We start from the raw sequence: 22,055 nt of genomic DNA on the forward strand, positions 1-22,055 counted from the left end.
AGGAGAAAGCAATGGCACAAAGACCAAAACCGGTTGCCCTTTTGATTGTGGATGGTTTTGCTCTGCGTAACGAGACGCATGGAAACGCAGTAGCACAAGCCAACAAGCCGAATTTTGACCGTTACTGGAATCAATACCCTCACGCGACCCTGGAGGCAAGTGGGCTGGCTGTTGGGCTGCCAGAAGGACAGATGGGGAACTCCGAGGTAGGCCATCTCAATATCGGGGCAGGGCGTGTTGTTTATCAGGATCTGACGCGCATTACCAAGTCGATTCAAGAAGGCGCTTTTTTTGAAAACGAAACACTGATCGCTGCTTTCCAGCACGCGAAGCAAAACGGCAAGCAGCTCCATCTGTTCGGGCTTTTGTCCGATGGTGGTGTACACAGTCACATTAACCACTTGTTTGCGATGCTCGAGTTGGCGAAAAAGCAGGACTTTGCAGATGTGTTCATCCACGGTTTTCTCGATGGTCGCGATGTATCGCCTGACAGTGCAGTGGGCTATATCGAACAGCTGCAAGCTAAAATCGCAGAGATCGGCGTTGGCCGTATTGCTACCGTACAAGGCCGCTACTATGCGATGGATCGTGACAAACGCTGGGAGCGTGTAGAGAAGGCGTATCGTGCCATGGTGTACGCAGATGCTCCGGCTTATCGTGATCCGGTTCAAGCGGTAAAGGAATCCTACGAAAAGTCCATCATGGATGAATTCGTCATGCCGACGGTGGTTCTCGATGAGGCAGGAAAACCAGTGACGACCGTTCAAAGCGGCGATTCAGTTATTTTTTATAATTTCCGCCCGGATCGTGCGATTCAAATGTCGCAAGCCTTTACGAATGAAGATTTCCGTGGCTTTGACCGCGGAGATGAGCGCCCACGCGATCTGCATTTTGTGTGCCTCACGCATTTTTCCGAGACGGTTGACGGGTATGTCGCTTACAAGCCTTCCAATCTGGATAACACGTTGGGAGAGGTGCTTTCCCAGCAAGGCTTGAAGCAGCTGCGCATTGCCGAGACGGAGAAATATCCGCACGTGACGTTCTTCTTCAGTGGCGGGCGTGAAAAGGAGTTTCCAGGTGAGACACGAATCTTGATTCCTTCGCCAAAAGTGGCGACGTACGATTTGCAGCCAGAGATGAGTGCACCAGAGCTGACAGACGCTGTTGTCGCTGAGATCGAGGCAGATAATTTTGATGCGATCATCCTGAACTTTGCAAACTGCGACATGGTTGGTCATTCCGGTATGATGGAGCCGACGATCAAAGCAGTCGAGACAGTCGATGCATGCTTGGGCAGAGTAGTCGATGCAATCGTAGCAAAAGGTGGCGTAGCCGTCATCACGGCTGACCACGGAAATGCGGATCTGATGCTGGATGAAGCGGGACGTCCGATTACTTCACACAGTACGTATCCGGTGCCTGTAATCGTGACCAAAGACGGGGCTGCTCTGCGCGAAGACGGTATTTTGGCCGACTTGTCGCCAACGCTTTTGGAGCTTTTGGGGGTAGCGCAACCGGTCGAAATGACAGGCAAATCGTTACTTGCAAAATAGGCTTTACTGGGACACACTGTAAGGGTAGCTTGGCGTTTATCGAAAAATAGATTGTAAGTGCACATGAAAAAAGGAGATGGACGAGAAATGGCAATGATTACTGACATTTATGCACGCGAAATTATGGACTCCCGCGGTAATCCAACTGTGGAAGTAGAAGTGTATCTCGAAGATGGCTCGATGGGTCGCGCAGATGTTCCATCTGGAGCGTCTACAGGTGCGTATGAAGCAGTTGAGCTTCGCGACGGTGACAAATCCCGTTACTTGGGTAAAGGCGTTCTGAAAGCCGTAGAGAACGTGAATGAAATCATTGCTCCTGAACTGATCGGCATGGATGCCCTGGATCAAGTCGGCATCGATATGGCGATGATTCAGCTCGACGGTACGCCAAACAAAGCCAAGCTGGGCGCAAACGCGATTCTCGGCGTGTCCATGGCAGTAGCACGTGCAGCTGCAGATTCTCTCGGCGTTCCTCTCTACAACTACCTCGGCGGCTTCAACGCGAGAATGTTGCCAGTTCCTATGATGAACATCCTGAACGGTGGTAAGCACGCAGACAACACCGTAGACATTCAGGAATTCATGGTCATGCCAGTAGGTGCTACTTCCTTCAAGGAAGCACTGCGTACAGGTGCGGAAATTTTCCACTCCCTGAAAAAAGTATTGGGTGAAAAAGGCCTGAGCACAGCAGTAGGGGATGAGGGCGGCTTCGCTCCAAACCTGAAATCCAACGAAGAAGCGATCACAACCATTTTGGATGCGATCAAAGCAGCAGGCTATGAGCCAGGCAAAGACGTGTTCCTCGCGCTGGACGTAGCAGCTACAGAAATGTTCAAAGATGACAAATACCACTTCGAAGGCGAAGGCGTTGTGAAAACAACTGAAGAAATGATCGCGTTCTACGAAGAGCTGGTAAACAAATACCCAATCATCTCCATCGAAGACGGTCTGTCTGAAGACGACTGGGATGGCTGGAAAGCGCTGACTGACAAGTTGGGCAGCAAAGTTCAGCTGGTAGGTGACGACTTGTTCGTAACGAACACAGAGCGTCTGGCACGTGGAATCGAGACCTCTACTGGTAACTCCATTCTGGTAAAAGTAAACCAAATCGGTACGCTGACAGAAACATTCGAAGCAATCGAAATGGCGAAGCTGGCTGGCTATACTGCGGTGATTTCCCACCGTTCCGGTGAAACCGAAGACTCTACCATCTCTGATATCGCAGTCGCTACAAATGCAGGTCAAATCAAGACTGGTGCGCCTTCCCGCACTGACCGCGTAGCGAAGTACAACCAATTGCTGCGTATTGAAGACGAACTCGCTGATACAGCTCGTTTTGGCGGTCGTTCTGCATTCTACAACCTGAAGAAGTAAGCAGTATGATTGATAGATAAAAAGAGCACGCGGCAGTCCAGGACGCAAAAAAAAGTCCGGGATTGCCGCTGTTTTTTATAGGATGGAAGAAACCTGCCACCGGAAGCCTCCATTCGTTGCCCGTTCAAGTTTTTGCATACGAAAAAAGACTGCCCATACTACTCGATGGACAGTCTTTTTGTTGTTTGGCGCTTATGACATGGCGAATGCTTTTCGTTCGGTCTGCACAGTGCCCAGGCGACTTTTACTGTACGGGATGCACATAGGAGTTCCGTACAGCGGGTCTTGCGTAATTTGGCAATCCATATCGAATACCGTACGGACAAGGTCGGTCGTCAGCACTTCGTTTGGAGCGCCCTCTGCCACTACGGTCTGATTGTGCACGGCAACGATATGGTGGGCATAGCGACAAGCGAGATTCAGATCGTGGAGAACCATGACAATGGTGCGCTGTTCCGTTTGATTCAGTTCAAACAACAGGTCCAAAATCTCAATCTGATGCGACATATCCAAATAAGTCGTAGGCTCATCCAGCAAAATCGTTTCGGTTCCTTGGGCGAGCGTCATAGCAATCCAGGCGCGCTGACGTTGTCCGCCAGAGAGACTGTCGACGGCACGGTTAGCCATATCGGTGAGTTGAGTAGCCGCCAATGCTTTGTTGACCATCTGCTCGTCTTCTTCTGACCATTGCTGTAGCCAGTTTTGATAAGGATAGCGTCCTTGTTTGACCAATTGCAGAATCGTCAATCCTTCTGGTGCAGATGGGCCTTGGGGAAGGATAGCAAGACGTTTGGCTACCTCTTTGGTAGAGCGTTTTGCGATCGATTCTCCTTCAAGCAGGATAGCGCCTTCCTTTGGTTTGAGTAAACGTGCCAGAGAGCGCAGCAATGTCGATTTGCCACTGCCATTACTGCCAATGAAAACTGTGATTTTTCCACGCGGGATGTTTAAATCTAATGCTTCAATGATGTTGCGTTCTCCGTACGATAACGTAAGCCGTTGGGTTTCCAAAGCTTGCATATGGGTTGGACTCCTTTCAACGTATAGGAATGTAAAAAATTGATTCGAGAGCGCATGAAGGCCCGATGTGGCTGCGGTGGGGAGAAGAATATTTCCAGTCTAGGCTCCAGGCTTCGTCCCACTGGGGGGATTAGACTGTCCGCTCCGAAGGGATTCGCGGGGAAACGCAAAAGTGGTAGCCGCTACGTAGCATGGGCAGGTTGCGTTTCTGTTGCCCGCGAATCCCTTCTCCGCTCGGTAGGACTCCACAAGTCGCTACGTCTGGAAATATTCTTCTCTGTCGTAACTGATGACGTTCTTCAATCTTTTCAATCTTTAAAAACATGGATAACATGGAAAGCTCGTAGAGGAAACAGGAGAAATAAGCGAAGGTCTTTGGGACGCCGACCGAGACGCAATGAAAAAAAGAGAAACGCGCTTTTAGCGTCCACCTCTGAGACACAACGTGAAATGGCTACTTTGGACGCGGGTTTCGCTTTTTTTCATGGAGTCGGGCAGTCCATCCCACAGCGGGTGGCCCAAGAAGCTGAGCGTTTTCTCCTGTTTCCTCCCCCCCACCACAGCGGGACAAAGTTCTTTACTAGCGATTTCGGTTTTTATACAGCAAGTAGATGAAAAACGGAGCGCCGATGGCAGAGGTGAATACCCCTACAGGCACTTCGATTGGTGAAAAAGCCATGCGTGCAATCAAATCCGCAAGCAATACGATAATGGCACCCAAGAAAGCCGAGAGTGTCATGGCACCGCCAAAGGACGGACCAATCAGTTGCTTGGCAATGTGTGGGGCCAGCAAAGCCACAAAGCTGATATCTCCTCCAACAGAGACGGCTGTTCCCGTCAAAGCCGCGCAAATCATGAGTAGGAGGAAGCGATCCAATTGCAAGGAACTGCCGAGACTCGTCGCCAGATCATCGCCGAGCTGTTGAATGTTCACGCGTCTAGCAAGTAAGCCGGCTACGAGAATCAGTCCGACGACCCACGGCAAAATCATGAATACATCGTTCCAGGCAACGCCGTAGATGCTTCCTGTCAGCCAGAGCAATGCCTTATTTTGCAGCAAAAACGGGCTGAACATGATCAGCATGGTGACAATGGCACCCGCTGCGATTTTGATTCCAACACCGATCATGACGAGACGAAGCGGCGTGACGCCTTTTTTCCAAGAGAGAGCGTACAGCAGGAATGTCGTCAATGTTGCTCCCAAAAAAGCGATGGGCGGAAGCCACTTGATGCTCGCTGTTTCAAATAGGATCAAGAAGCCGACTGCAAACACAGATGCTCCACCTGATACCCCAAGAATATCCGGGGAAGCCAACGGATTGCGGACGAGACCCTGCATAATGGCACCAGCAACGGCGAGTGCGGCACCTACCAGAATAGCAATGACGATGCGCGGCAGGCGAAATTGCTCCACAATCAAAGCGTTCTCTTCTGAACCGATTCCCAACAAAACTTTTACTACATCGAGCGGGGCGATTTTCATTTCACCCATTCCGAGACTGACAACCGCCACTGCGATGACGATCAGCAAGGCGAGTAGCGAAAACCAGATCGTCTTTTTATGTAGCTGAAGCGATGAAAAGCGGTTGCCGATACGAAGAGACAGGTAGTCTTTCATTATTTATCCAGCCCCTTGCGTGCGACATAGATGAAGAACGGAATCCCGATCAGGGCTGTCATTACTCCAATAGGAACTTCAGCAGGCATTGCGATATAGCGAGCGCCGATGTCTGCTAACAGCAGCAGGATGGAACCAAGCAGACCGCTGTACAAAAGCACCCAGCGTGTATCGATTCCGACTAGATAGCGAGCCAGATGCGGAGTGACCAATCCGACAAAACCAATAGGTCCAGCAACAGCAACCGCGCAACCGGATAAGAGAACAATGACGATTCCAACACTGAATTTGACCAATAATGTGCGTTGTCCGAGACCTTTTGCTACGTCATCACCCATCAACAACGTTTGAATCGGACGTGCGAGGACAAAAGCAGCGATCCAAGCGATGATCATATAAGGAAAGACAGTGGCTAAATACTCCAGCTTTCTGCCTCCAACGGAACCCGCCAACCAGAAAAGCACCTCATCAGTAGCCTTTTCATTCAGGACCATCATGCCGTGTCGGATCGAGGAAGCCAAAGCGGTGATAGCTGCACCCGCTAGAACCAGCTTCACAGGCGATAGCCCATCTCTGCCGAATGAACCGAGCAAGTAGACGATCAAACCTGCTACAGCGGCTCCTAAAAAGGAAATCCACGTAAACTGGGTCAAGGAGCTGATCCCGACAAAAGTAACGGCGAACACAACAAAAAGAGAAGCACCTGCATTAAGACCGAACAGTTCAACGTCTGCAACAGGGTTTCTCGTCAAGGATTGGAGCAGAGTTCCGGCCAAGCCGAGGCAGAAACCGACTGTAAGCGCATTGAGCACACGCGGTACTCGCACTTCTTTAATGACGATGTGCTCATTGGAGCCGTTGAAATTCGTGTAGGCATCAATCGCAGTTTGCCAACTCGTGTCAATGACGCCAAAGATGAGGCTGGCATAACTGAGGTAAGTCAGGAGGAAAAGGGCGAATACCACTCCCAGAATTTTACGAAAGTTGCTAGCTAAAAAAGAATTCATGATGGCTACATCCTTATTTCTTAGATGGTTTCATAGTTAAGTGTAGAGCTACATAAAGGAAGTGTCAATGACGTTGATAGTCATTATCATTTTGTCATTGACTTTTGACAAGCAGGGGAGTAGGATAGACTCTGTCATTGATATGAATTCTCATTATAGAAAAGGGAAAGGGGTCCTTTCATCATGTTATCTCGTACATATCGGACCGCAGGCGGTAAAGCTTTCTTTGCTGTCTTAATGGCGCTCTTGCTGGTTGTTACTGGTTGTGGTACTCCGCAAGCAAGTGAGCAAAAGCCGGCAGAACAAAAGCCTGCTGATCAAGCAACAGGCAATTCGGAGGGTTCCGGCCAAAGCTACACAGTGAAGCACGCGATGGGCGAAACAACCATTAAAGGTACACCAGAACGCATCGTCATGTTGACTAACCAAGGTACTGAAACTCTGATGGCTCTCGGTGTGAAACCAGTAGGGGCTGTAGGTTCGACCGTTGATCCTACTCAATTCTACGATTTCACCAAGTCTTTCCTTGAGGGGACAAAATCCGTAGGTACAGAAGGTCAACCTAACCTGGAAGCAATTGCTGCACTGAAACCTGACCTGATTCTGGGTATGAAATTCCGTCACGAAAAAATTTATCAACAATTGACTGCAATCGCTCCAACCGTATTCGTTGATGAGCCACGCGGCGACTGGAAAGAAAATTTCTCCTTGTTCTCAGAAGCAGTAAACAAAAAGGCTGAGGGTGAAAAAGTCCTCGCTGACTGGAACAAGCGCGTAGAAGAATTCAAAACAAAAGCTGGCGACAAGCTGAACACGAAAGTATCCGTTGTACGCTTCATGCCAGGCAAAGTTCGCATCTACTACAAAAACACCTTCACTGGCGCGATCTTCAAAGACCTTGGTCTGGCACGTCCAGCTTCCCAAGACAAAGACGATTTCGCAGCAGAAGTTACGAAAGAGCGCATTCCAGAAATGGACGGCGACATCATGTTCTACTTCACGTACGAAACAGGCAAAGGCGAGGCTTCCAAGCTGGAGCAAGAGTGGACGAACGATTCTCTGTGGAAAAACCTGAACGTCGTGAAAACGGGCAAAGCATTCAAAGTGGATGACACCATCTGGAATACTTCCGGTGGCGTAATCGCAGCCAATAAAGTACTGGATGAGCTGGAAGGCTACATCATCGGTAAATAATAAGAAAAGACGGGACTGATGCTCCCGTCTTTTTTTTGTTGTTATCCCGCCATGTTATTGAATGTTCCTCGCGGGTAGTAAATGTTTACGTGATCGATATAGAGGGTGTTGGGATCATCGGTCATGATACCTGAGAAAATGAATTTCAAATCATAATCAGGGGTTACCTTGTAGGTGTAGATGGTTTGGCCGCCCGTTGTGGTTTTGCTAGTTGGCTCCCCAAGTGTTTCACGCACCTCGGCAAGTGTGATTGCCTGCAGGCGTGGATCATAGGAACGAATATCAACGATCTGCATTCCTTTGTTAAAGGCGAAGACTAGATTGAGATCCCGGTACGTATTGTACGTGATGCCATTGATGAAGGAGACGACATCCGGTTTGCCCAGCTGTTTTTCTGCGTCATCGAAGACATCCTTTTCCAAACGATACGGACTGCCAAAGATTTGGCCTTTCCCGGCGAGATCACGCACGCTTTGCAACAACTCGGCATTGTCCGCATACAGCATGAGATTTTTGTTTCCTTGCGGGTAATACAGATGGTATTCAACAAGAATCAGGTCTTCCTTGCTCGTGCTTTTTGTTCCTCGGAAGATCAGCTTGACCTGATATTTGCTCGTCACATCATAGGTATAAATCGTATGATCGCCAAACTCGCTGATACGCCCCGGCTTTCCCCAGCTCTTTTCGACGGCAGACAGGCTGATTTGCTGCAAACGTGAATCTGTCCTGTGCATGTCTACGAGCTGCATGCCTTTGTTGTAGCCAAACACGACTTCTTTTTTCGGGTAGGCGGAGTAGATTAGTCCATTTGCTGTGTAGGTTTTCTCAGGCTTTCCCCAGCCCTTTTCTACGTCATCTACCGTTTTTTCCAGAACGAAAGGAAGGGAGATGACTCTGCCTTCTTTAGCATTTGAGCGAATTTGTGACAATAGCTCCTCTGACTGCGGAATAGGCTGAGTTGTTACGCTGTTGTTAGGACCCGGTCCCGGAGAAGCGGTAGGAGAGCCAGGAGCAATAGGCGCAACGGTGTCTGGTAATGTGCTCTGTTGTTGGTTCGTAAGGAGTGAGGCTCCCAGCCAGACGGTCACAGCAAGTACGGAGCAGAGGGCCAAGCCCTTGCCAAGTGCAGAGAAACCACGAAATGAAGCAGTCCCTCCAGATTTACTCACATTTGTTTGGCGAATAGCAGAAACGATCTCGTGATTTTTTTCTCCGCTCATTTTCATATCCGGCATCCCTTTCAATTTAGCTAGTAAGTCATGGTCTGAATTAGATCGCATCGCCAATCATCTCCTTTTTCTCACGCTCAAGTATTTCCCTGACGGCTTTCATGGCGCGGTGCAGTGTCACGTTTACTTTGTTTTCGGACCACCCAAGTATTTCAGCCGTCTCCTTGGAGGACAGTCCCTTGACTCCACGCAAAATGAGCACCTCGCGAAAAGCGGGTTTTACCTCACGGATTGCATGGTAAAGTGCTTGTTGCTCCTCATGTACGTGCAGAATTTCTTCCGGTGTTTTCTCTTCCGCCTCTACGTTCGCCAGCCATTTATCTGGCAGCCAATTACGAAGACGTTGCTTTCGTTTATGATCGATGGCGGTATTTCTCGCGATCGTCAATAGCCATGTTTTCGGTTGCGATCTGCCTTCGAATGCATCTAGAGACTTAAGCGCTTTTAAAAAGACATCCTGAACGAGGTCTTCTACATCGCGGGTTCCTGTGTAGTAAATAAGAAATTTGTAAATATCATCGCCATAGCGCAGGAACCATTGTTCCATTAAACCGTTTTTGTCCATAGCTGAACCACCTTTTGTACGTTCTACTTGTAATTTGACGACTCAGGGTGCATTTCATTACAAAAACAAAAAAACTGCCGGAAGCTGTATCCGACAGTGTGTGTATTTAAGAGTGGAGCATGGAATCACGCGTAAACCAGAGCTGATAACTGAGCATGCTGATCAGAACCGCCGAAATGGCCGCAGAGGAGCTGAAGCTGAGCATAATGAGGATTTGATAGCGTACGGCCTCGATAGGACTGGCACCAGCGACGATCATTCCGGTCATCATCCCTGGCAATTGGACGAGTCCGATTGTTTTCATCGTGTCAAAGGTAGGAATCATGCTCGCTTTGACCGCGCGCTTCAACACTACATGCACGGCTTGGCGTGTAGTGGCTCCCAGACAAAGCAGTGTTTCGATTTCCCCACGAGAGGCTTCTACTTCTCTGTTCATATGTGTGAGAAAAAGGCTCGTGACGATCATGGAGCTGCCAATAATCATGCCGCTCATCGGTATGAGATACTGCGGCGTAGGAGAGACAAGCCCGAGCACAACCAACAGTCCCATGGTGATGATCTCTGTTATCGCAAGTGAAAGGGAGATCCGCCAAAAGATCCCCGATAAATGCTTCGCTCTGCTGGCAGCGTTCCATGAAGCGACCGAGATCATCATGAGAATGATTAATAAAATAAACCAGACACTATCGGCAGCAAAGACAAAATGTAGGACGTAGCCGATTGCGAGCAATTGAACGGTAGAGCGGATGGTGCCAATCAAAATGTCTTTTTCCAAGCCGAGCTTCTGCCAAACGGAGAGCAGAAGGGCGATGAAAACAAAGGCATAGGCAAAGAGTAGCCACATGTATGAAAACGTAAATGTATGCGTCATCGCTGTACCTCACTTAGGCCAGCATGGACATTTCCATCTTGCAAAAATTCACGAGCTTCAACGGATTGGGGAGAGTGGAAAAACGCTTCACATTCAGCGTCTTCTGCGAGCTGGTGGTTGGCCATAAACCAAATGCGCTTGCAAGCGACTCGCGCTTCTTCTAAATCATGTGTGACCCAAATTAAGGTCGTACCCGTTTGGCGGTGCAAATCGACGAGGAGCCGCTCAGCAGCCTGCTTGCTTTTCGTATCGAGTGAAGCGGTGACCTCATCCAGCAGCAGGACAGGTGGCTGAAGCATCAGGCTGCGAACGAGAGCGAGCCGTTGCTTTTCTCCGCCAGACAGTTGAGCGGCTGGTTTTGACCAATCGATCTCTTCCATATATAACTGCTCCATCAAGTCAGAAGCGAGCTTCTTATCAAAAGGACGCTGATGCAGGCTGCTCACTGTCCGTAGGTTGTCTTCCACGTTGCCGGGCAGCATAACGGCTTGCTGTGCCACATAACTGATTTTCATTCGCCAAGCTCTAGCGTCCCATAGTGACATTTCTTTATTCTCCAAGAAAACCGTACCGGCGTCAGGTTGTAGAAGACGACCCAAAATACGAAGCAAGGTGCTTTTTCCCTGACCTGATTTTCCCAGAATTCCAATAATCGTAGGTTCTTTAATACTAGCGTTTACGTCACGGAACAACCATGTACTCGTGGGAGAGTGTATTTGTTTCCCTAAAGCTTCAATCTTGATGGTCATATGTAAAAGCCTCCCCATTAACGCGGAAAACACCGAAGAGGACGAGTCTTCGGTGTTTCTTTCCTACAGGCTATCTATGTACTTATTTTTTCTCCGACAGCCACTGTGAAACCGCTTGAATTTCTGGTTGTTTCTTCAGCATTCCAGGAGGCATGCCGCCCTTACCGTCTTTGATGATTTTAGCAATGTCGTCAGCGCTGAGCGTTGCTCCAATTTTCGTCAGATTTGGACCTGCAATGCCTTCGAGATTTTGACCGTGACAGGAAGCGCAATTTTGTTTAAATACAGCAGCAGCGTCAATTTGTGCAGTTGGTGCGCCGCCACCATTGGCCTCTTCCCCATGTTTTGGTGGAAAAATAATTGATCCTACAAGTGCAATGAGAAAAACTAGAAACAAGATACCAAACGAAGTGAAAAAGGCCTTCGCGGAATCAATTACATCGTTTTGATTCATGTCTTTTTTGTTGGACCCAGCCATCTGACAAAGACCTCCCAAAGCAAATTATAAAGTTTCATGGTAATTTTACGGCAAAAGTTTGACAATATCAAGGCGACTACCAAACAAGACAAAGAAAGTACACAATTTGCCATTTTTTCGTAAAAACACGTTGCTGTTATTCTACCTTATAACGGTCAATATTATTTGAAAGAATTTCTCTTATAATGGAAGGGATAGCGGGTTGCTGTTACCAGACAAGTATGATAAAGTTGTTGTATTGGTTTTTTCCGCCTTGGAAATACGTTTTGAGGTGAATGAAAATGGCATTGGCTGCGAAAATTTTACTTGTGATTGCAAGTATTGGCTTAATTATCGTCGTGTTGCTGCAATCGGGAAAAAGTGCCGGCCTTTCCGGAGCGATTGGTGGCGGAGCTGAGCAACTGATGGGCAAACAAAAAGCCCGCGGGATTGACGCACTTTTAGGGAAACTGACCGTTGTATTTGCGGTTGGCTTCATGATTTTTGCGATTTTGCTCGGGTATTTCTTGAAATCAGGAGCGTAATAGACGAATGGCCGAAAGACAGCGAGTGCAACTTGCTGTCTTTTTCTCTATTCCGATTGCGATATGCGGGAACGGTGAATACTACATAATAGGATGGTCATGGAGAAACGCGGGAATGCCACGCGAAAAAGGAGGTTTGTGAATGGAAGACCAAGAAAAAATACTCGCGTTTATGCGAGAGCAAGCATACCACCCGATGACGGTGAGGGAACTGGAAGAAGCGTTTGGAATTAAGGATTCTGCCACGTTCAAGGAGCTTGTGAAAATGCTGAATGCACTGGAAGCGAGCGGAGAGGTGATCCGCACCAGAGCGAATCGGTACGGCGTCCCTGAAAAAATGAATCTGGTACGTGGACGTCTGCAAAGTCATCCGAAGGGCTTTGGATTTGTGATCCCGGAGACACCTGACATGGATGACGTATACGTACATGCGAATGATATGAATGGAGCGCTCCATGGCGATACGGTTTTTGTCCGCGTGGAAAAAGAAGCAGGCGGCAATCGTCTGGAAGGGCAGATCATTCGCATTGTCGAGCGTGGAATCAAGCAGGTAGTAGGGACATTCAAGGATGAGAGGCATTACGCGTTTGTCATCCCCGACGAAAAACGAATCGGCAAAGATATTTTCATCCCGAAAGACTCCTTCAACGGAGCAGTAGATGGTCACAAGGTAGTCGTGAGCATCGTTCGCTATCCAGAGGGACGTGTGAATCCAGAGGGTGAAGTCGTCGAGATTCTCGGACATAAGAACGATCCGGGCGTCGATATTCTGTCGATCATCCGCAAGTTTAACTTGCCTGAGGCTTTTCCTGAGGACGTATTAGCTGAGGCTGAGGCAGCACCAGATGAGATATCCGAGGAAGAGATCAAGGGTCGTCGTGACTTGCGTGATCGGATGATGGTCACCATTGATGGAGCAGATGCCAAAGATTTGGATGATGCTGTGTCTCTTGAGAAGCTGCCAAATGGAAACGTAAGACTCGGCGTGCATATCGCTGACGTGAGCTACTACGTTCGCGATAAGTCCCAGCTGGATAATGAGGCGTATCGTCGTGGTACCAGTGTCTACTTAGTTGACCGCGTCATTCCGATGCTGCCACATCGCTTGTCCAACGGAATATGCAGTCTCAATCCGCAGGTGGATCGCTTGACGATTTCTTGTGATATGGAGATGGATGCAGGCGGGAACACCGTTAAGTACGATATATTTTTGAGCGTGATTCGTACAGATGAGCGCATGACGTATGCGGATGTACGAAGTATTTTGGACGAAAAGGACGAAGCGCTGATCGAGAAGTACAGCCAGCTCGTCCCGATGTTCGAGGAAATGAAAAACCTGGCCCTGACGCTACGTAAGAAACGGATGCAGCGTGGTGCCATTGACTTTGACTTCCGCGAAGCGAAAATTTACGTCGATGAAGAGGGAACCCCTACGGAAATCGGCTTCCGTACGAGATCGATTGCGGAACAGATCATCGAAGAGTTCATGCTCGCAGCCAACGAAACGGTGGCAGAGCACTTCCACTGGATGAAGCAGCCGTTCATGTACCGGATTCACGAAGACCCGAACGCTGAAAAGCTCATGGCCTTCATGGAGTTCATCACGAATTTTGGCTACTCGATCCGCGGCAAGGGCAATTCTGTTCATCCACGTGCGTTGCAGCAGTTGCTGGAAGAGGTAAAAGGAACGCCGGAAGAAATTATTATCAGCACCGTCATGCTGCGGTCGATGAAGCAAGCGCGCTACGACGCGGAAAGTCTGGGGCATTACGGCTTGTCTACGGAGTTTTATACCCATTTTACTTCGCCGATTCGCCGTTATCCCGACCTGATCGTACATCGTCGCATTCGCGAATGGATCGAGCTAGGGAATCAAATATCAGAAAAACGTCTGGGGTACTGGGCAGAGCAAATGCCAGTAATCGCAGAGCATGCGTCACAGCGTGAACGATTGGCTGTCGATGCCGAGCGTGAAACAGACGATCTGAAAAAAGCGGAGTTCATGCTGGAACGAGTGGGAGAAGAATTCGAAGGCGTCATCTCCAGCGTCACTTCGTTTGGAATTTTCGTCGAGCTGCCTAACACGATTGAAGGTTTGGTGCACGTCAGCTTTTTGACCGACGACTACTATCATTACCATGAGAAAATGTTCGCACTGGTCGGTGAGCGTACAGGCAAGCAGTATCGGATCGGCGATGTCGTTGAGGTACGTGTAGCGAATGTCAACGTGGATGAACGCACCATCGACTTCGAAGTCGTCGGGATGCCGAAGGCTGGCTTCCGCGGTAGCCGTGAGCGTGCGCCTCGCGTAATAGATGGTCGCGGTGGAGACCGTAAGCCGACACGTGGCAAGCAACAAGATCGTTCACGTACAGGCCGTCCAGATCGTCCAGATCGTCCAGGCAGACCAGATCGTCAAAAGGATAAAAAGCATCCGGCGGAAATCCGTCAGAAATACAAGGATCGCCGTAAAGCGGAAGGGAACAAACCTCCTCGTCGTGCTGGATCGGGCAAAGCTTCGAGCGGTGAAGAAGTGCTGCCAATTGGTACAGGAGAAGGGGATACCCCAACGAAACGCCAGAAGGGATTCTGGGAAGATCTCGTCAAGTCCAAGAAAAAGAATCGCAAAAATGTAGCCAGTCAGGTGAAACGGAAACGCCGTTAAACAGTTGTTTAATCCCCGAAAAGTACTCGGAGCGATCGGGTCCCCTTTTCGGGGATGGCTATTTACCGGGTAAATGACTTGCCACAATGGGCAAAATTTGCTAGACTAACTGGTACGAAACGCAGTACGTACAAGTGAGGTGATCTCCATGTCAAAAGATAAGGCCGGAACCAAGACAATCGCCCAAAACCGAAAAGCGCGCCACGATTACCACATCGAGCAAGTATACGAGGCAGGCATTGAGCTGACCGGTACGGAGATCAAGTCCGTGCGTGCGGCGCGTGTCCAGCTCAAGGACAGCTTCGCCCGTGTACAGGATGGCGAATTGCTTCTGTACAATGTGCACATCAGTCCATACGAGCAGGGAAATCGTTTTAACCATGAGCCAGAACGGACTCGCAAGCTGCTGATGCGCCGCTTGGAAATCCTCAAGCTCAATGGTCTGATTCGCGAAAGAGGGTACTCGCTGGTCCCGCTCAGCATTTATTTGAAGGGTGGCTGGGCCAAGGTCGAGCTCGCACTTGTCAAAGGGAAAAAGAACTACGACAAGCGTGAAGACCTCAAGAAAAAAGAGTCTGCGCGTGATATCGAGCGTGCTCTGCGCGAACGTCAGAAGGTTTGATTGGATTGCACTGGCAGGCTTGGTAGCAATCAACGTTGAGTTTTGGTTGTCGCCTGTGCTATATTTAATAAGCAACAACAAGCCAATACACTGTTAGTTATAATATAGTCTAGGTGCGGATTTAATGGCTCTTCACCTAGACTTTTTCTCACCTACCTGGGGGCGTTCTGGATTCGACGGGGATGGTAGAGCATGAGAAGCGAGCCGGGGGGCTGCGGACCTCGTCAACAACGCGGAACGCCATTAACTGGCAACAAACAACTTTCTCTCGCTGCTTAATAACCAGTGAGGCGCTACCATTCCATCGCCCATGTGGCATGACTAGCGCTCAACTTTAGTGGGATACGCCGGAGGCTTCCGCCTGGAGCCGAAGGAAGAAGATCAATCAGGCTAGGTAACGGGTCAGCGCGTCACTCCGCGAATCCGGTACCGAAATTTAAATGAGTGACTGCGCTCGGAGATGCTCATGTATCGCTGTTTTCGGACGGGGGTTCGAATCCCCCCGCCTCCACCAAATACATAAAGTGAAGCCCTGATGAGGTGTAACTTAAACCATATATTTGCCGCAACGGCAAGATTCTGCTTTAAAAAACTTTAGGCAAACATATGCTTTAAGTTTTTTATTTATATTCGGGCATAAGGGACTTTTAGAAACAACATAATATGACTCAAGTTAACTTTGCTAAAAGTCTTGGTATATCATTATTATATTAAACTAAAATTATTGCGATTTAAGAAATAACCCGACCTTCAGGTCGGGTTTTTATTATATTTCGATACTTATCAAGTTATGACAGGAGGTTCCACAGTCATTCCGCTAACGGAGAGCGATAGTTAAATAAAACACAACACGAGGCTGCCAGGTAATTGATTCGGCAGCCTTTCTGCGCTATATGAATATTTATTCCAATATTTCAATTCCAACGTCAATCATTCTCTCGTCTCCTAGAAAGTCGATTACAATTTTGGCTCTTTTCTTTCGCCGATCCACTTTCTTTATTATTCCTTCTTTTCCGGCAAGGGGACCTTTTTTGACGGTAATTTTGGAGTCGGTAATCATTAAGGTTGAATATCCGAGTACCCCGTCTGTGTCCAGCATTTTTAAAATCGGACGGATTTCTGCTTCTTCGATTTCAGACACTTGCAGTAAACCATCCGATCGTTGTCTTATCTGCTTATTGTTATTTACGAGTCTGAAAGTTCTAGGGGTTTCTTTAATGTCGTAGTATGTCTTCGTGTCCATATTCGTTTGGATGAGTAGATAACCCGGAAACATAATTTTTAAGGGGTGGGTAATAAGACCCTGTTTTCGTTCAGGAAGCCTTCTTTTCGGTACAACGGCCCTTAATTGGCGAGAAGAGAATTTATCCGAAAGAAATTTGGCCACTCGTTCTTCGTATCCGGTCTCTACATAAAGGGCATACCAATTCATCGATTGCCTCCTCATAGGATGTAAGTTGAAAATATTACATTTATTTCGACATAATTTTTAAAAATCGACATAATTTTGAAATTGTGGTACAATAAGATACATATTTTAATATTATAATTAACTAAACAATCTTTGTACATAGTCCAAAAGGGCACGAACTAATCGTTGTTACGGCACGTTAGTTCGCTTTGGATTCTGAATATTATGGATGCATTTTTTTGCTGCTATATAGCCGCGAAATGTCTCGTCATGTCCATTTTTGGGTGGTGGTCATCTTTGCAGTGGCGTTCGTTCGAGAAATGCATCGTGTTGAATAGGTCCGATCTAACCATGAACGCCGGGCTAAGCTTCGTTCATATCAGCGAGGATAAGGAACCTGGGATAGATCCGCTTATATTCGGCCTCGACGAAATGGAATATTGTAAAAAATTGACATTTGATGTCGGAAAAAGAAATTATTTGTTAGGCAGAATAGCTGCCAAACGAGCGGCTTCGACAATGATGAGCCGGTCTGATTTAACAAAGATAACCATTAGCCGGGGAGTCTTCGGACAGCCAGTTCTTCATACCGGCAGCCCGGATAAATTAGCGGTCAGCATTTCTCATTGCCAATGCGTGGGAGCTGCTATTGTTTTCCCCGAAGGGAGCCCAATGGGAATCGATGTGGAAGCCATCAATCCGTCAAGAAACGAAACAATGGCCAGTCAAATGACAGTGGCGGAGATGGAGAGCGGCGCAACTGTTATTAGCAGCAAAGCATTCTTGTTAACGTTGTTGTGGTCCAGCAAAGAGGCGCTGTCAAAGGTGCTCCGTACGGGACTTACCATCCCGTTAGAATTGCTAGAGATCGAAACGATTCAGACTTACGACGGGTTTTATGTGAGTACGTTCACGCATTTTCCGCAGTACAGCGCCAAAACATACCTGACTTGCGGCTACGTCTGGTCAATCGTAGCCCCTCGCAAAAGCGAGTGGCATTTAGATCCCTTGCAAATGCAAAATCATTTTCTGGCATTCGATTGCGTCTGCCGTAAACGAAGTGCAACTATAAAATAAAAGCCGTGTTTATAGAAAAAATTATGCTTCGAAGGATGAGCTCCACTTAGTGGGGCTTTTTGTTTTGGGTTTTGCTCCTGAAGGGAGAGTTAGCTGCAATGAGCGATTCCTATCAGATCCATACCATTTGTACGAGCTATCTCAATGAATTGTCCAATTACAATTATTTAATCGTCGATAAAGCGACAAAGCTGGCCGCTCTTGTAGATCCTTCTTGGGAGCTCGATCGAATTTTGACGGTGATCGAAGGGCTGGACGTTAAGCTGCATGCCATTTTGTTAACTCATTCCCATTTTGATCACGTAAATCTTGTGGAATTGCTAAGTGTACGGTATGCGCCCAAGGTGTACATATCAGCGAAGGAAGCGCGGTATTACGCGTTTTCTGCTCCCAATTTACATACGTTTAACGATCTAGATACCATTTCGCTGGGAAACACCACGATTACCTGTATGCTTACGCCGGGCCATACTGCCGGAAGCGCCTGTTATCTATTATCCGGTTGTTTGATAACAGGAGATACGCTATTTATCGAAGGTTGCGGCAGATGCGATACAACCGGCGGAAATCCGGATGATATGTTTGACAGCTTGCAAAAAATACGAGACACCGTGCCGATCTACGCCAGAGTCTATCCTGGACATTCATACGGGAAAGAGCCTGGATATCCGCTTTGGTATTTATTGGAGAACAACATCTATTTTCACCTTGTGAATCGCGCGCAATTCATTTCGTTCCGAATGCGTCATGCTCAAGGCTATGGCTCGGATGCGAGAGAGAGACGAAAGTAAAACGGAGGGGACAATGGAGAAAAAAGTCGTGTTTATGTTCTCGGGTCAAGGCTCCCAATATTATCACATGGGTGAGACGCTCCTGGCCGAGGGAGATGTATTCGAAAAATGGATGACCCGGCTAGATCAAATTGCCGAACCGTTAGTTGGCCGATCCATCATGCAGCTGCTCTATGACCCTCGACATTCGAAAGCAGAATCTTTCGATAGAACGCTTTTTACTCATCCGGCTCTTTTTATGGTGCAGTACGCCTTGGCACAAGAGATGCTTCATCACGGGATCTTTCCTGATTATGTATTGGGCAGCAGTCTCGGGGAATTTGTCGCGGCCGCTGTCTCCAATATTTTGGACCCAGAGCAGGCCCTCATTGCTGTCATCAAACAGGCTCAAATCTTTGAGATGAGTTGTGAAAGCGGGGGGATGCTGGCCGTATTGGATGATCCGCGCACCTTTCGGGAGAACCCGCTCTTATATAACAACACCGAGCTGGCAGGAGTTAACTACGATGGGCATTTCGTAATCGCAGGCGGTAATGTGGGCTTGGACGGTATTCATACGCATTTGAGGGATAAAGGTATTGCTTCCATTCGGCTTCCTGTCTCCTACGCGTTCCATTCTAGGGAAATTGAACCTGCCGAAAACGCGTTTATCAGTCATCTTCGTACTTTATCGCTTCAGAAACCGGCCGTTCCTTTTTTGTCCGGCATGTATGGAGAATGGGTTGAAGCTTTGAGGCACGAATACTTCTGGGATGTGGTCAGGCAGCCAATGAGGTTTCGGGAAGCGGTAACTGCTATGGAGCGGGAACAGCCGGCCGTTTATTTGGATTTGAGCCCTTCAGGGGTGCTCGCAAATTTCACGAAACGGCTCTTTAGGGACGATTCAAGCTCTGAAAGCGCCGGGCTTCTGACGGTATATGGTTTTGACTTTGAGAAAATGAATGAGCTCAAGCGAACGATCGCACGACCAAATGACTCGATTACGAGAAGGGACGACGAAAGCATGATCGCATATCTTTTTCCAGGACAAGGCTCCCAGCACGTTGGTATGGGGGAGGGACTTTTTGATGAATTTCCGGATTTGACTGCAAAGGCGGATGCCATTCTTGGTTATTCGGTAAAAGAGCTATGCCTGAACGATCCGAAGCATCAGTTGGGCAACACCGCTTTTACCCAACCGCTTTTATACACGGTCAATGCTCTGATGTATATGAAGAAAAGAAGGGAAACAGGCAGACGTCCCGACTTTGTAGCCGGTCATAGCTTGGGCGAGTATAATGCCCTGTTTGCGGCAGAGGTTTTCGATTTCGAAACCGGACTGCGTCTCGTTAAGAAGCGGGGCGAGCTGATGGCACTGGCTACAGGCGGAGGAATGGCGGCAGTAATCGGCATGCAAGCACAAGAGGTTGAAGACATTATTCGCCGGAATGGACACTTGGAAATCGACGTTGCCAATTATAATTCGCCCGTGCAAACCGTCTTGTCGGGGCGTAAAGACCATATAATGGAGGCGCAGCGCATTTTTGAACAGGCTGGGGCAGGGATGTACATTCCGCTTAATGTCAGCGGTGCATTCCATTCCCGGTATATGAATGAAGCGAAGAAAGAATTCGAGCAATTTCTGAATAACTTTATCTTCAACGAGCCTGTTATCCCTGTCATCGCAAACGTGTCTGCCCGTCCCTATCCGTTCAACGAAATCAAACGCAACTTGACTGAGCAAATCACAAGCTCCGTCAATTGGACGGACACCATTCGCTATTTAATGGGAAAAGAGGTAGAGCTGTTCGAGGAGGTTGGGCCGAAGGACGTGCTTACAAAGCTGACGGAGAAGATCAGGCAGTCGAGCTCTCCGTTATTCGTAGAGGAAGAAACGCCGGAGGAGCCGAGCACAAACGAACAAATGAACGACCTGCCGTTCGTTGACAGGGAATCGGCCTCCATGCCCAGCGCCCGGAAGACGATCACTGCAGCTTCGCTTGGCAGCCCGGCGTTCAAGGAACGGTATGGTCTGAAATATGCCTATGTTTTGGGCGCTATGTACAAGGGGATTGCCTCGGCCGAAATGGTTGTGAAAGCAGGAAAGGCCGGCATGCTCTGTTTCTTTGGCGCCGGAGGACTAAGGATTACGCAAATCGAGGAAGCGATTCGGGACATTCAGCGCCAATTACGCGGCGGCGAGCCCTATGGAATGAATTTTCTTCACCATCCGGATAACCAGGCTCTCGAAGAAGCGGTTGCCGATCTTTACTTGAAGTACGGCATAACCGTAATAGAGGCTTCTTCCTTCATTACGATGACTCCTGCGCTAATTAAATATCGGGCGAAGGGACTGACAAGAAGAGCGGACGGAACGGTGGAGATTCGAAACAAAATTATCGCCAAGGTTTCCAGACCAGAGGTCGCATCCAACTTCCTAAGGCCGGCACCGGAGCGGATCATCGAGAGGCTTGTTCAAGAAGGTAAAATCACGCAGGAAGAAGGCCGCTTGCTGCAAATGGTGCCGGTTGCCGACGATCTGTGCGTTGAAGCGGATTCGGGCGGACATACCGATCAAGGCAGCGCGTATGTGCTCATGCCGACATTGATCAGGCTGCGTGACGACATGGTACGCGAACATGGTTATACGAGCGAGATTTCCGTAGGTGCTGCCGGAGGGATAGGAACTCCTGAGGCGGCGGCTGCCGCAATATTGCTAGGTGCGGATTTCCTTGTGACTGGTTCCATTAACCAATGTACGGTGGAAGCTGCGACTAGTGATGCCGCTAAAGACCTTCTGCAGCAGGCGAATGTGCAGGATACCGATTATGCGCCGGCGGGCGATATGTTTGAAATTGGCGCCAAGATACAGGTTTTAAAGAAGGGCCTGTTTTTCCCCGCAAGAGCGAATAAATTGTATGATCTGTACCGGCATTTCAACGCCTTGGAAGAATTGGACGAGCCGACAAGGGAGCGTCTTCAGGATAAGTATTTCCATCGCTCCTTTGAAGAAATCTATCAGGAAGTCATAGCACACAAAGCTCCTGCCGAAATCGAGAAGGCGGAGCGTAATCCGAAGCATAAAATGGCCCTTATATTTAAGTGGTATTTCTCCTATTCGACGCGGTTGGCGATGACGGGCAGCAAGGAACATAAGGTAGATTACCAAATTCATTGCGGTCCTGCGCTCGGAGCATTCAACCAGTGGGTGCTGGGCACGGAGCTGGAGCATTGGAGAAACCGTCATATTGATCAGATTGGAGAGATGCTGCTGAATGAAACGGCAGCCCTGTTGAACCACCGAATTTCCGAATTGGTTGGCAATTGA

Annotated in this window: 18 protein-coding genes and 1 other RNA gene; 10 read left to right on the forward strand and 9 right to left on the reverse strand. The window is 48.5% G+C overall.

Features of this window, described 5'->3' with window-relative positions:
* Positions 1–11 precede the first annotated feature (11 nt).
* A complete protein-coding gene (gpmI, locus tag ACFVS2_RS27120) occupies positions 12–1,553 on the forward strand; it encodes a 2,3-bisphosphoglycerate-independent phosphoglycerate mutase (RefSeq protein WP_390239507.1) in 1,542 nt (513 codons plus the stop codon).
* Positions 1,554–1,640: 87 nt separating this feature from the next.
* On the forward strand, positions 1,641–2,927 hold the full coding sequence (gene eno / locus ACFVS2_RS27125; protein WP_173616953.1) for a phosphopyruvate hydratase: 1,287 nt from the start codon (positions 1,641–1,643) through the stop codon (positions 2,925–2,927).
* Positions 2,928–3,119: 192 nt separating this feature from the next.
* On the opposite strand, the gene ACFVS2_RS27130 is transcribed toward eno, so the two are convergent.
* The 3 genes from ACFVS2_RS27130 to ACFVS2_RS27140 all read right to left on the reverse strand — a co-directional run bounded on the left by ACFVS2_RS27130 (position 3,120) and on the right by ACFVS2_RS27140 (position 6,572).
* Positions 3,120–3,947: an ABC transporter ATP-binding protein gene (locus ACFVS2_RS27130; protein WP_007729437.1), complete on the reverse strand. Its 828-nt coding sequence runs from the start codon at positions 3,945–3,947 to the stop codon at positions 3,120–3,122.
* Between the two features lie 580 nt (positions 3,948–4,527).
* On the reverse strand, positions 4,528–5,565 hold the full coding sequence (locus tag ACFVS2_RS27135; RefSeq protein WP_390239508.1) for a FecCD family ABC transporter permease: 1,038 nt from the start codon (positions 5,563–5,565) through the stop codon (positions 4,528–4,530).
* Complete coding sequence (locus tag ACFVS2_RS27140) at positions 5,565–6,572, reverse strand: FecCD family ABC transporter permease (protein ID WP_173616951.1); 1,008 nt, start codon at positions 6,570–6,572, stop codon at positions 5,565–5,567. Before ACFVS2_RS27140 ends, ACFVS2_RS27135 begins: the two co-directional genes overlap by 1 nt.
* A gap of 183 nt (positions 6,573–6,755) precedes the next feature.
* Between ACFVS2_RS27140 and ACFVS2_RS27145 the strand changes: the two genes are divergently transcribed.
* Positions 6,756–7,766 carry an ABC transporter substrate-binding protein gene (locus ACFVS2_RS27145; RefSeq protein ID WP_390239509.1) on the forward strand — a complete coding sequence of 337 codons (1,011 nt, stop codon included), beginning with the start codon at positions 6,756–6,758 and terminating at the stop codon, positions 7,764–7,766.
* Between the two features lie 41 nt (positions 7,767–7,807).
* Here the strand turns inward: ACFVS2_RS27145 and ACFVS2_RS27150 are convergent, their stop codons facing one another.
* The 5 genes from ACFVS2_RS27150 to ACFVS2_RS27170 all read right to left on the reverse strand — a co-directional run bounded on the left by ACFVS2_RS27150 (position 7,808) and on the right by ACFVS2_RS27170 (position 11,658).
* Entirely contained in the window at positions 7,808–9,046 is a 1,239-nt protein-coding gene (locus ACFVS2_RS27150) for a YjgB family protein (RefSeq protein ID WP_390239510.1), read from the reverse strand.
* Positions 9,036–9,560 (reverse strand): RNA polymerase sigma factor, encoded by a 525-nt coding sequence (locus tag ACFVS2_RS27155; RefSeq protein WP_390239511.1) that lies wholly within the window; start codon positions 9,558–9,560, stop codon positions 9,036–9,038. The genes ACFVS2_RS27150 and ACFVS2_RS27155 overlap by 11 nt, the downstream gene beginning before the upstream one ends.
* Before the next feature lie 106 nt (positions 9,561–9,666).
* Positions 9,667–10,431: an ABC transporter permease gene (locus ACFVS2_RS27160; protein WP_173616947.1), complete on the reverse strand. Its 765-nt coding sequence runs from the start codon at positions 10,429–10,431 to the stop codon at positions 9,667–9,669.
* A complete protein-coding gene (locus ACFVS2_RS27165) occupies positions 10,428–11,180 on the reverse strand; it encodes an ABC transporter ATP-binding protein (RefSeq protein WP_390239512.1) in 753 nt (250 codons plus the stop codon). The genes ACFVS2_RS27160 and ACFVS2_RS27165 overlap by 4 nt, the downstream gene beginning before the upstream one ends.
* A gap of 82 nt (positions 11,181–11,262) precedes the next feature.
* Positions 11,263–11,658 carry a YqzM family protein gene (locus ACFVS2_RS27170; RefSeq protein WP_007728788.1) on the reverse strand — a complete coding sequence of 132 codons (396 nt, stop codon included), beginning with the start codon at positions 11,656–11,658 and terminating at the stop codon, positions 11,263–11,265.
* A gap of 281 nt (positions 11,659–11,939) precedes the next feature.
* On the opposite strand from ACFVS2_RS27170, the gene secG reads away from it, so the two are divergent.
* The 4 genes from secG to ssrA all read left to right on the forward strand — a co-directional run bounded on the left by secG (position 11,940) and on the right by ssrA (position 15,983).
* A complete protein-coding gene (gene secG / locus ACFVS2_RS27175; protein ID WP_007728789.1) occupies positions 11,940–12,182 on the forward strand; it encodes a preprotein translocase subunit SecG in 243 nt (80 codons plus the stop codon).
* A 142-nt stretch (positions 12,183–12,324) separates the two neighbouring features.
* Positions 12,325–14,847, forward strand: coding sequence for a ribonuclease R (rnr, locus tag ACFVS2_RS27180; protein WP_390239513.1), 2,523 nt, complete (start codon positions 12,325–12,327; stop codon positions 14,845–14,847).
* A gap of 148 nt (positions 14,848–14,995) precedes the next feature.
* Positions 14,996–15,469, forward strand: a complete 474-nt coding sequence (smpB, locus tag ACFVS2_RS27185) for an SsrA-binding protein SmpB (RefSeq protein WP_173616944.1) — start codon at positions 14,996–14,998, stop codon at positions 15,467–15,469.
* A 158-nt stretch (positions 15,470–15,627) separates the two neighbouring features.
* Positions 15,628–15,983: a transfer-messenger RNA gene (gene ssrA / locus ACFVS2_RS27190) on the forward strand.
* 387 nt (positions 15,984–16,370) lie between these two features.
* Here ssrA and loaP read toward each other — a convergent pair.
* Positions 16,371–16,901, reverse strand: a complete 531-nt coding sequence (gene loaP, locus ACFVS2_RS27195; RefSeq protein ID WP_173616943.1) for an antiterminator LoaP — start codon at positions 16,899–16,901, stop codon at positions 16,371–16,373.
* A 276-nt stretch (positions 16,902–17,177) separates the two neighbouring features.
* On the opposite strand from loaP, the gene ACFVS2_RS27200 reads away from it, so the two are divergent.
* From ACFVS2_RS27200 to fabD, 3 genes are all read left to right on the forward strand, one after another.
* Complete coding sequence (locus ACFVS2_RS27200) at positions 17,178–17,957, forward strand: 4'-phosphopantetheinyl transferase family protein (RefSeq protein ID WP_390239514.1); 780 nt, start codon at positions 17,178–17,180, stop codon at positions 17,955–17,957.
* A gap of 98 nt (positions 17,958–18,055) precedes the next feature.
* Positions 18,056–18,748: an MBL fold metallo-hydrolase gene (locus tag ACFVS2_RS27205; protein WP_390239515.1), complete on the forward strand. Its 693-nt coding sequence runs from the start codon at positions 18,056–18,058 to the stop codon at positions 18,746–18,748.
* A gap of 13 nt (positions 18,749–18,761) precedes the next feature.
* Complete coding sequence (fabD, locus tag ACFVS2_RS27210; protein WP_390239516.1) at positions 18,762–22,055, forward strand: ACP S-malonyltransferase; 3,294 nt, start codon at positions 18,762–18,764, stop codon at positions 22,053–22,055.

The organism is Brevibacillus sp. NPDC058079 (assembly GCF_042885155.1).
Classification (GTDB): Bacteria; Bacillota; Bacilli; order Brevibacillales; family Brevibacillaceae; genus Brevibacillus.

Bases quoted from the DNA above. Each gene is read 5' to 3' on its own strand.
- ACFVS2_RS27150 (WP_390239510.1), bottom strand. From the start codon at position 9,046: ATGCGATCTAATTCAGACCATGACTTACTAGCTAAATTGAAAGGGATG.
- loaP (WP_173616943.1), bottom strand. From the start codon at position 16,901: ATGAATTGGTATGCCCTTTATGTAGAGACCGGATACGAAGAACGAGTG.
- ACFVS2_RS27140 (WP_173616951.1), bottom strand. From the start codon at position 6,572: ATGAATTCTTTTTTAGCTAGCAACTTTCGTAAAATTCTGGGAGTGGTA.
- ACFVS2_RS27205 (WP_390239515.1), top strand. From the start codon at position 18,056: ATGAGCGATTCCTATCAGATCCATACCATTTGTACGAGCTATCTCAAT.
- ACFVS2_RS27160 (WP_173616947.1), bottom strand. From the start codon at position 10,431: ATGACGCATACATTTACGTTTTCATACATGTGGCTACTCTTTGCCTAT.
- fabD (WP_390239516.1), top strand. From the start codon at position 18,762: ATGGAGAAAAAAGTCGTGTTTATGTTCTCGGGTCAAGGCTCCCAATAT.
- ACFVS2_RS27155 (WP_390239511.1), bottom strand. From the start codon at position 9,560: ATGGACAAAAACGGTTTAATGGAACAATGGTTCCTGCGCTATGGCGAT.
- ACFVS2_RS27135 (WP_390239508.1), bottom strand. From the start codon at position 5,565: ATGAAAGACTACCTGTCTCTTCGTATCGGCAACCGCTTTTCATCGCTT.
- ACFVS2_RS27145 (WP_390239509.1), top strand. From the start codon at position 6,756: ATGTTATCTCGTACATATCGGACCGCAGGCGGTAAAGCTTTCTTTGCT.
- ACFVS2_RS27165 (WP_390239512.1), bottom strand. From the start codon at position 11,180: ATGACCATCAAGATTGAAGCTTTAGGGAAACAAATACACTCTCCCACG.
- rnr (WP_390239513.1), top strand. From the start codon at position 12,325: ATGGAAGACCAAGAAAAAATACTCGCGTTTATGCGAGAGCAAGCATAC.
- smpB (WP_173616944.1), top strand. From the start codon at position 14,996: ATGTCAAAAGATAAGGCCGGAACCAAGACAATCGCCCAAAACCGAAAA.
- ACFVS2_RS27170 (WP_007728788.1), bottom strand. From the start codon at position 11,658: ATGGCTGGGTCCAACAAAAAAGACATGAATCAAAACGATGTAATTGAT.
- secG (WP_007728789.1), top strand. From the start codon at position 11,940: ATGGCATTGGCTGCGAAAATTTTACTTGTGATTGCAAGTATTGGCTTA.
- gpmI (WP_390239507.1), top strand. From the start codon at position 12: ATGGCACAAAGACCAAAACCGGTTGCCCTTTTGATTGTGGATGGTTTT.
- ACFVS2_RS27130 (WP_007729437.1), bottom strand. From the start codon at position 3,947: ATGCAAGCTTTGGAAACCCAACGGCTTACGTTATCGTACGGAGAACGC.
- eno (WP_173616953.1), top strand. From the start codon at position 1,641: ATGGCAATGATTACTGACATTTATGCACGCGAAATTATGGACTCCCGC.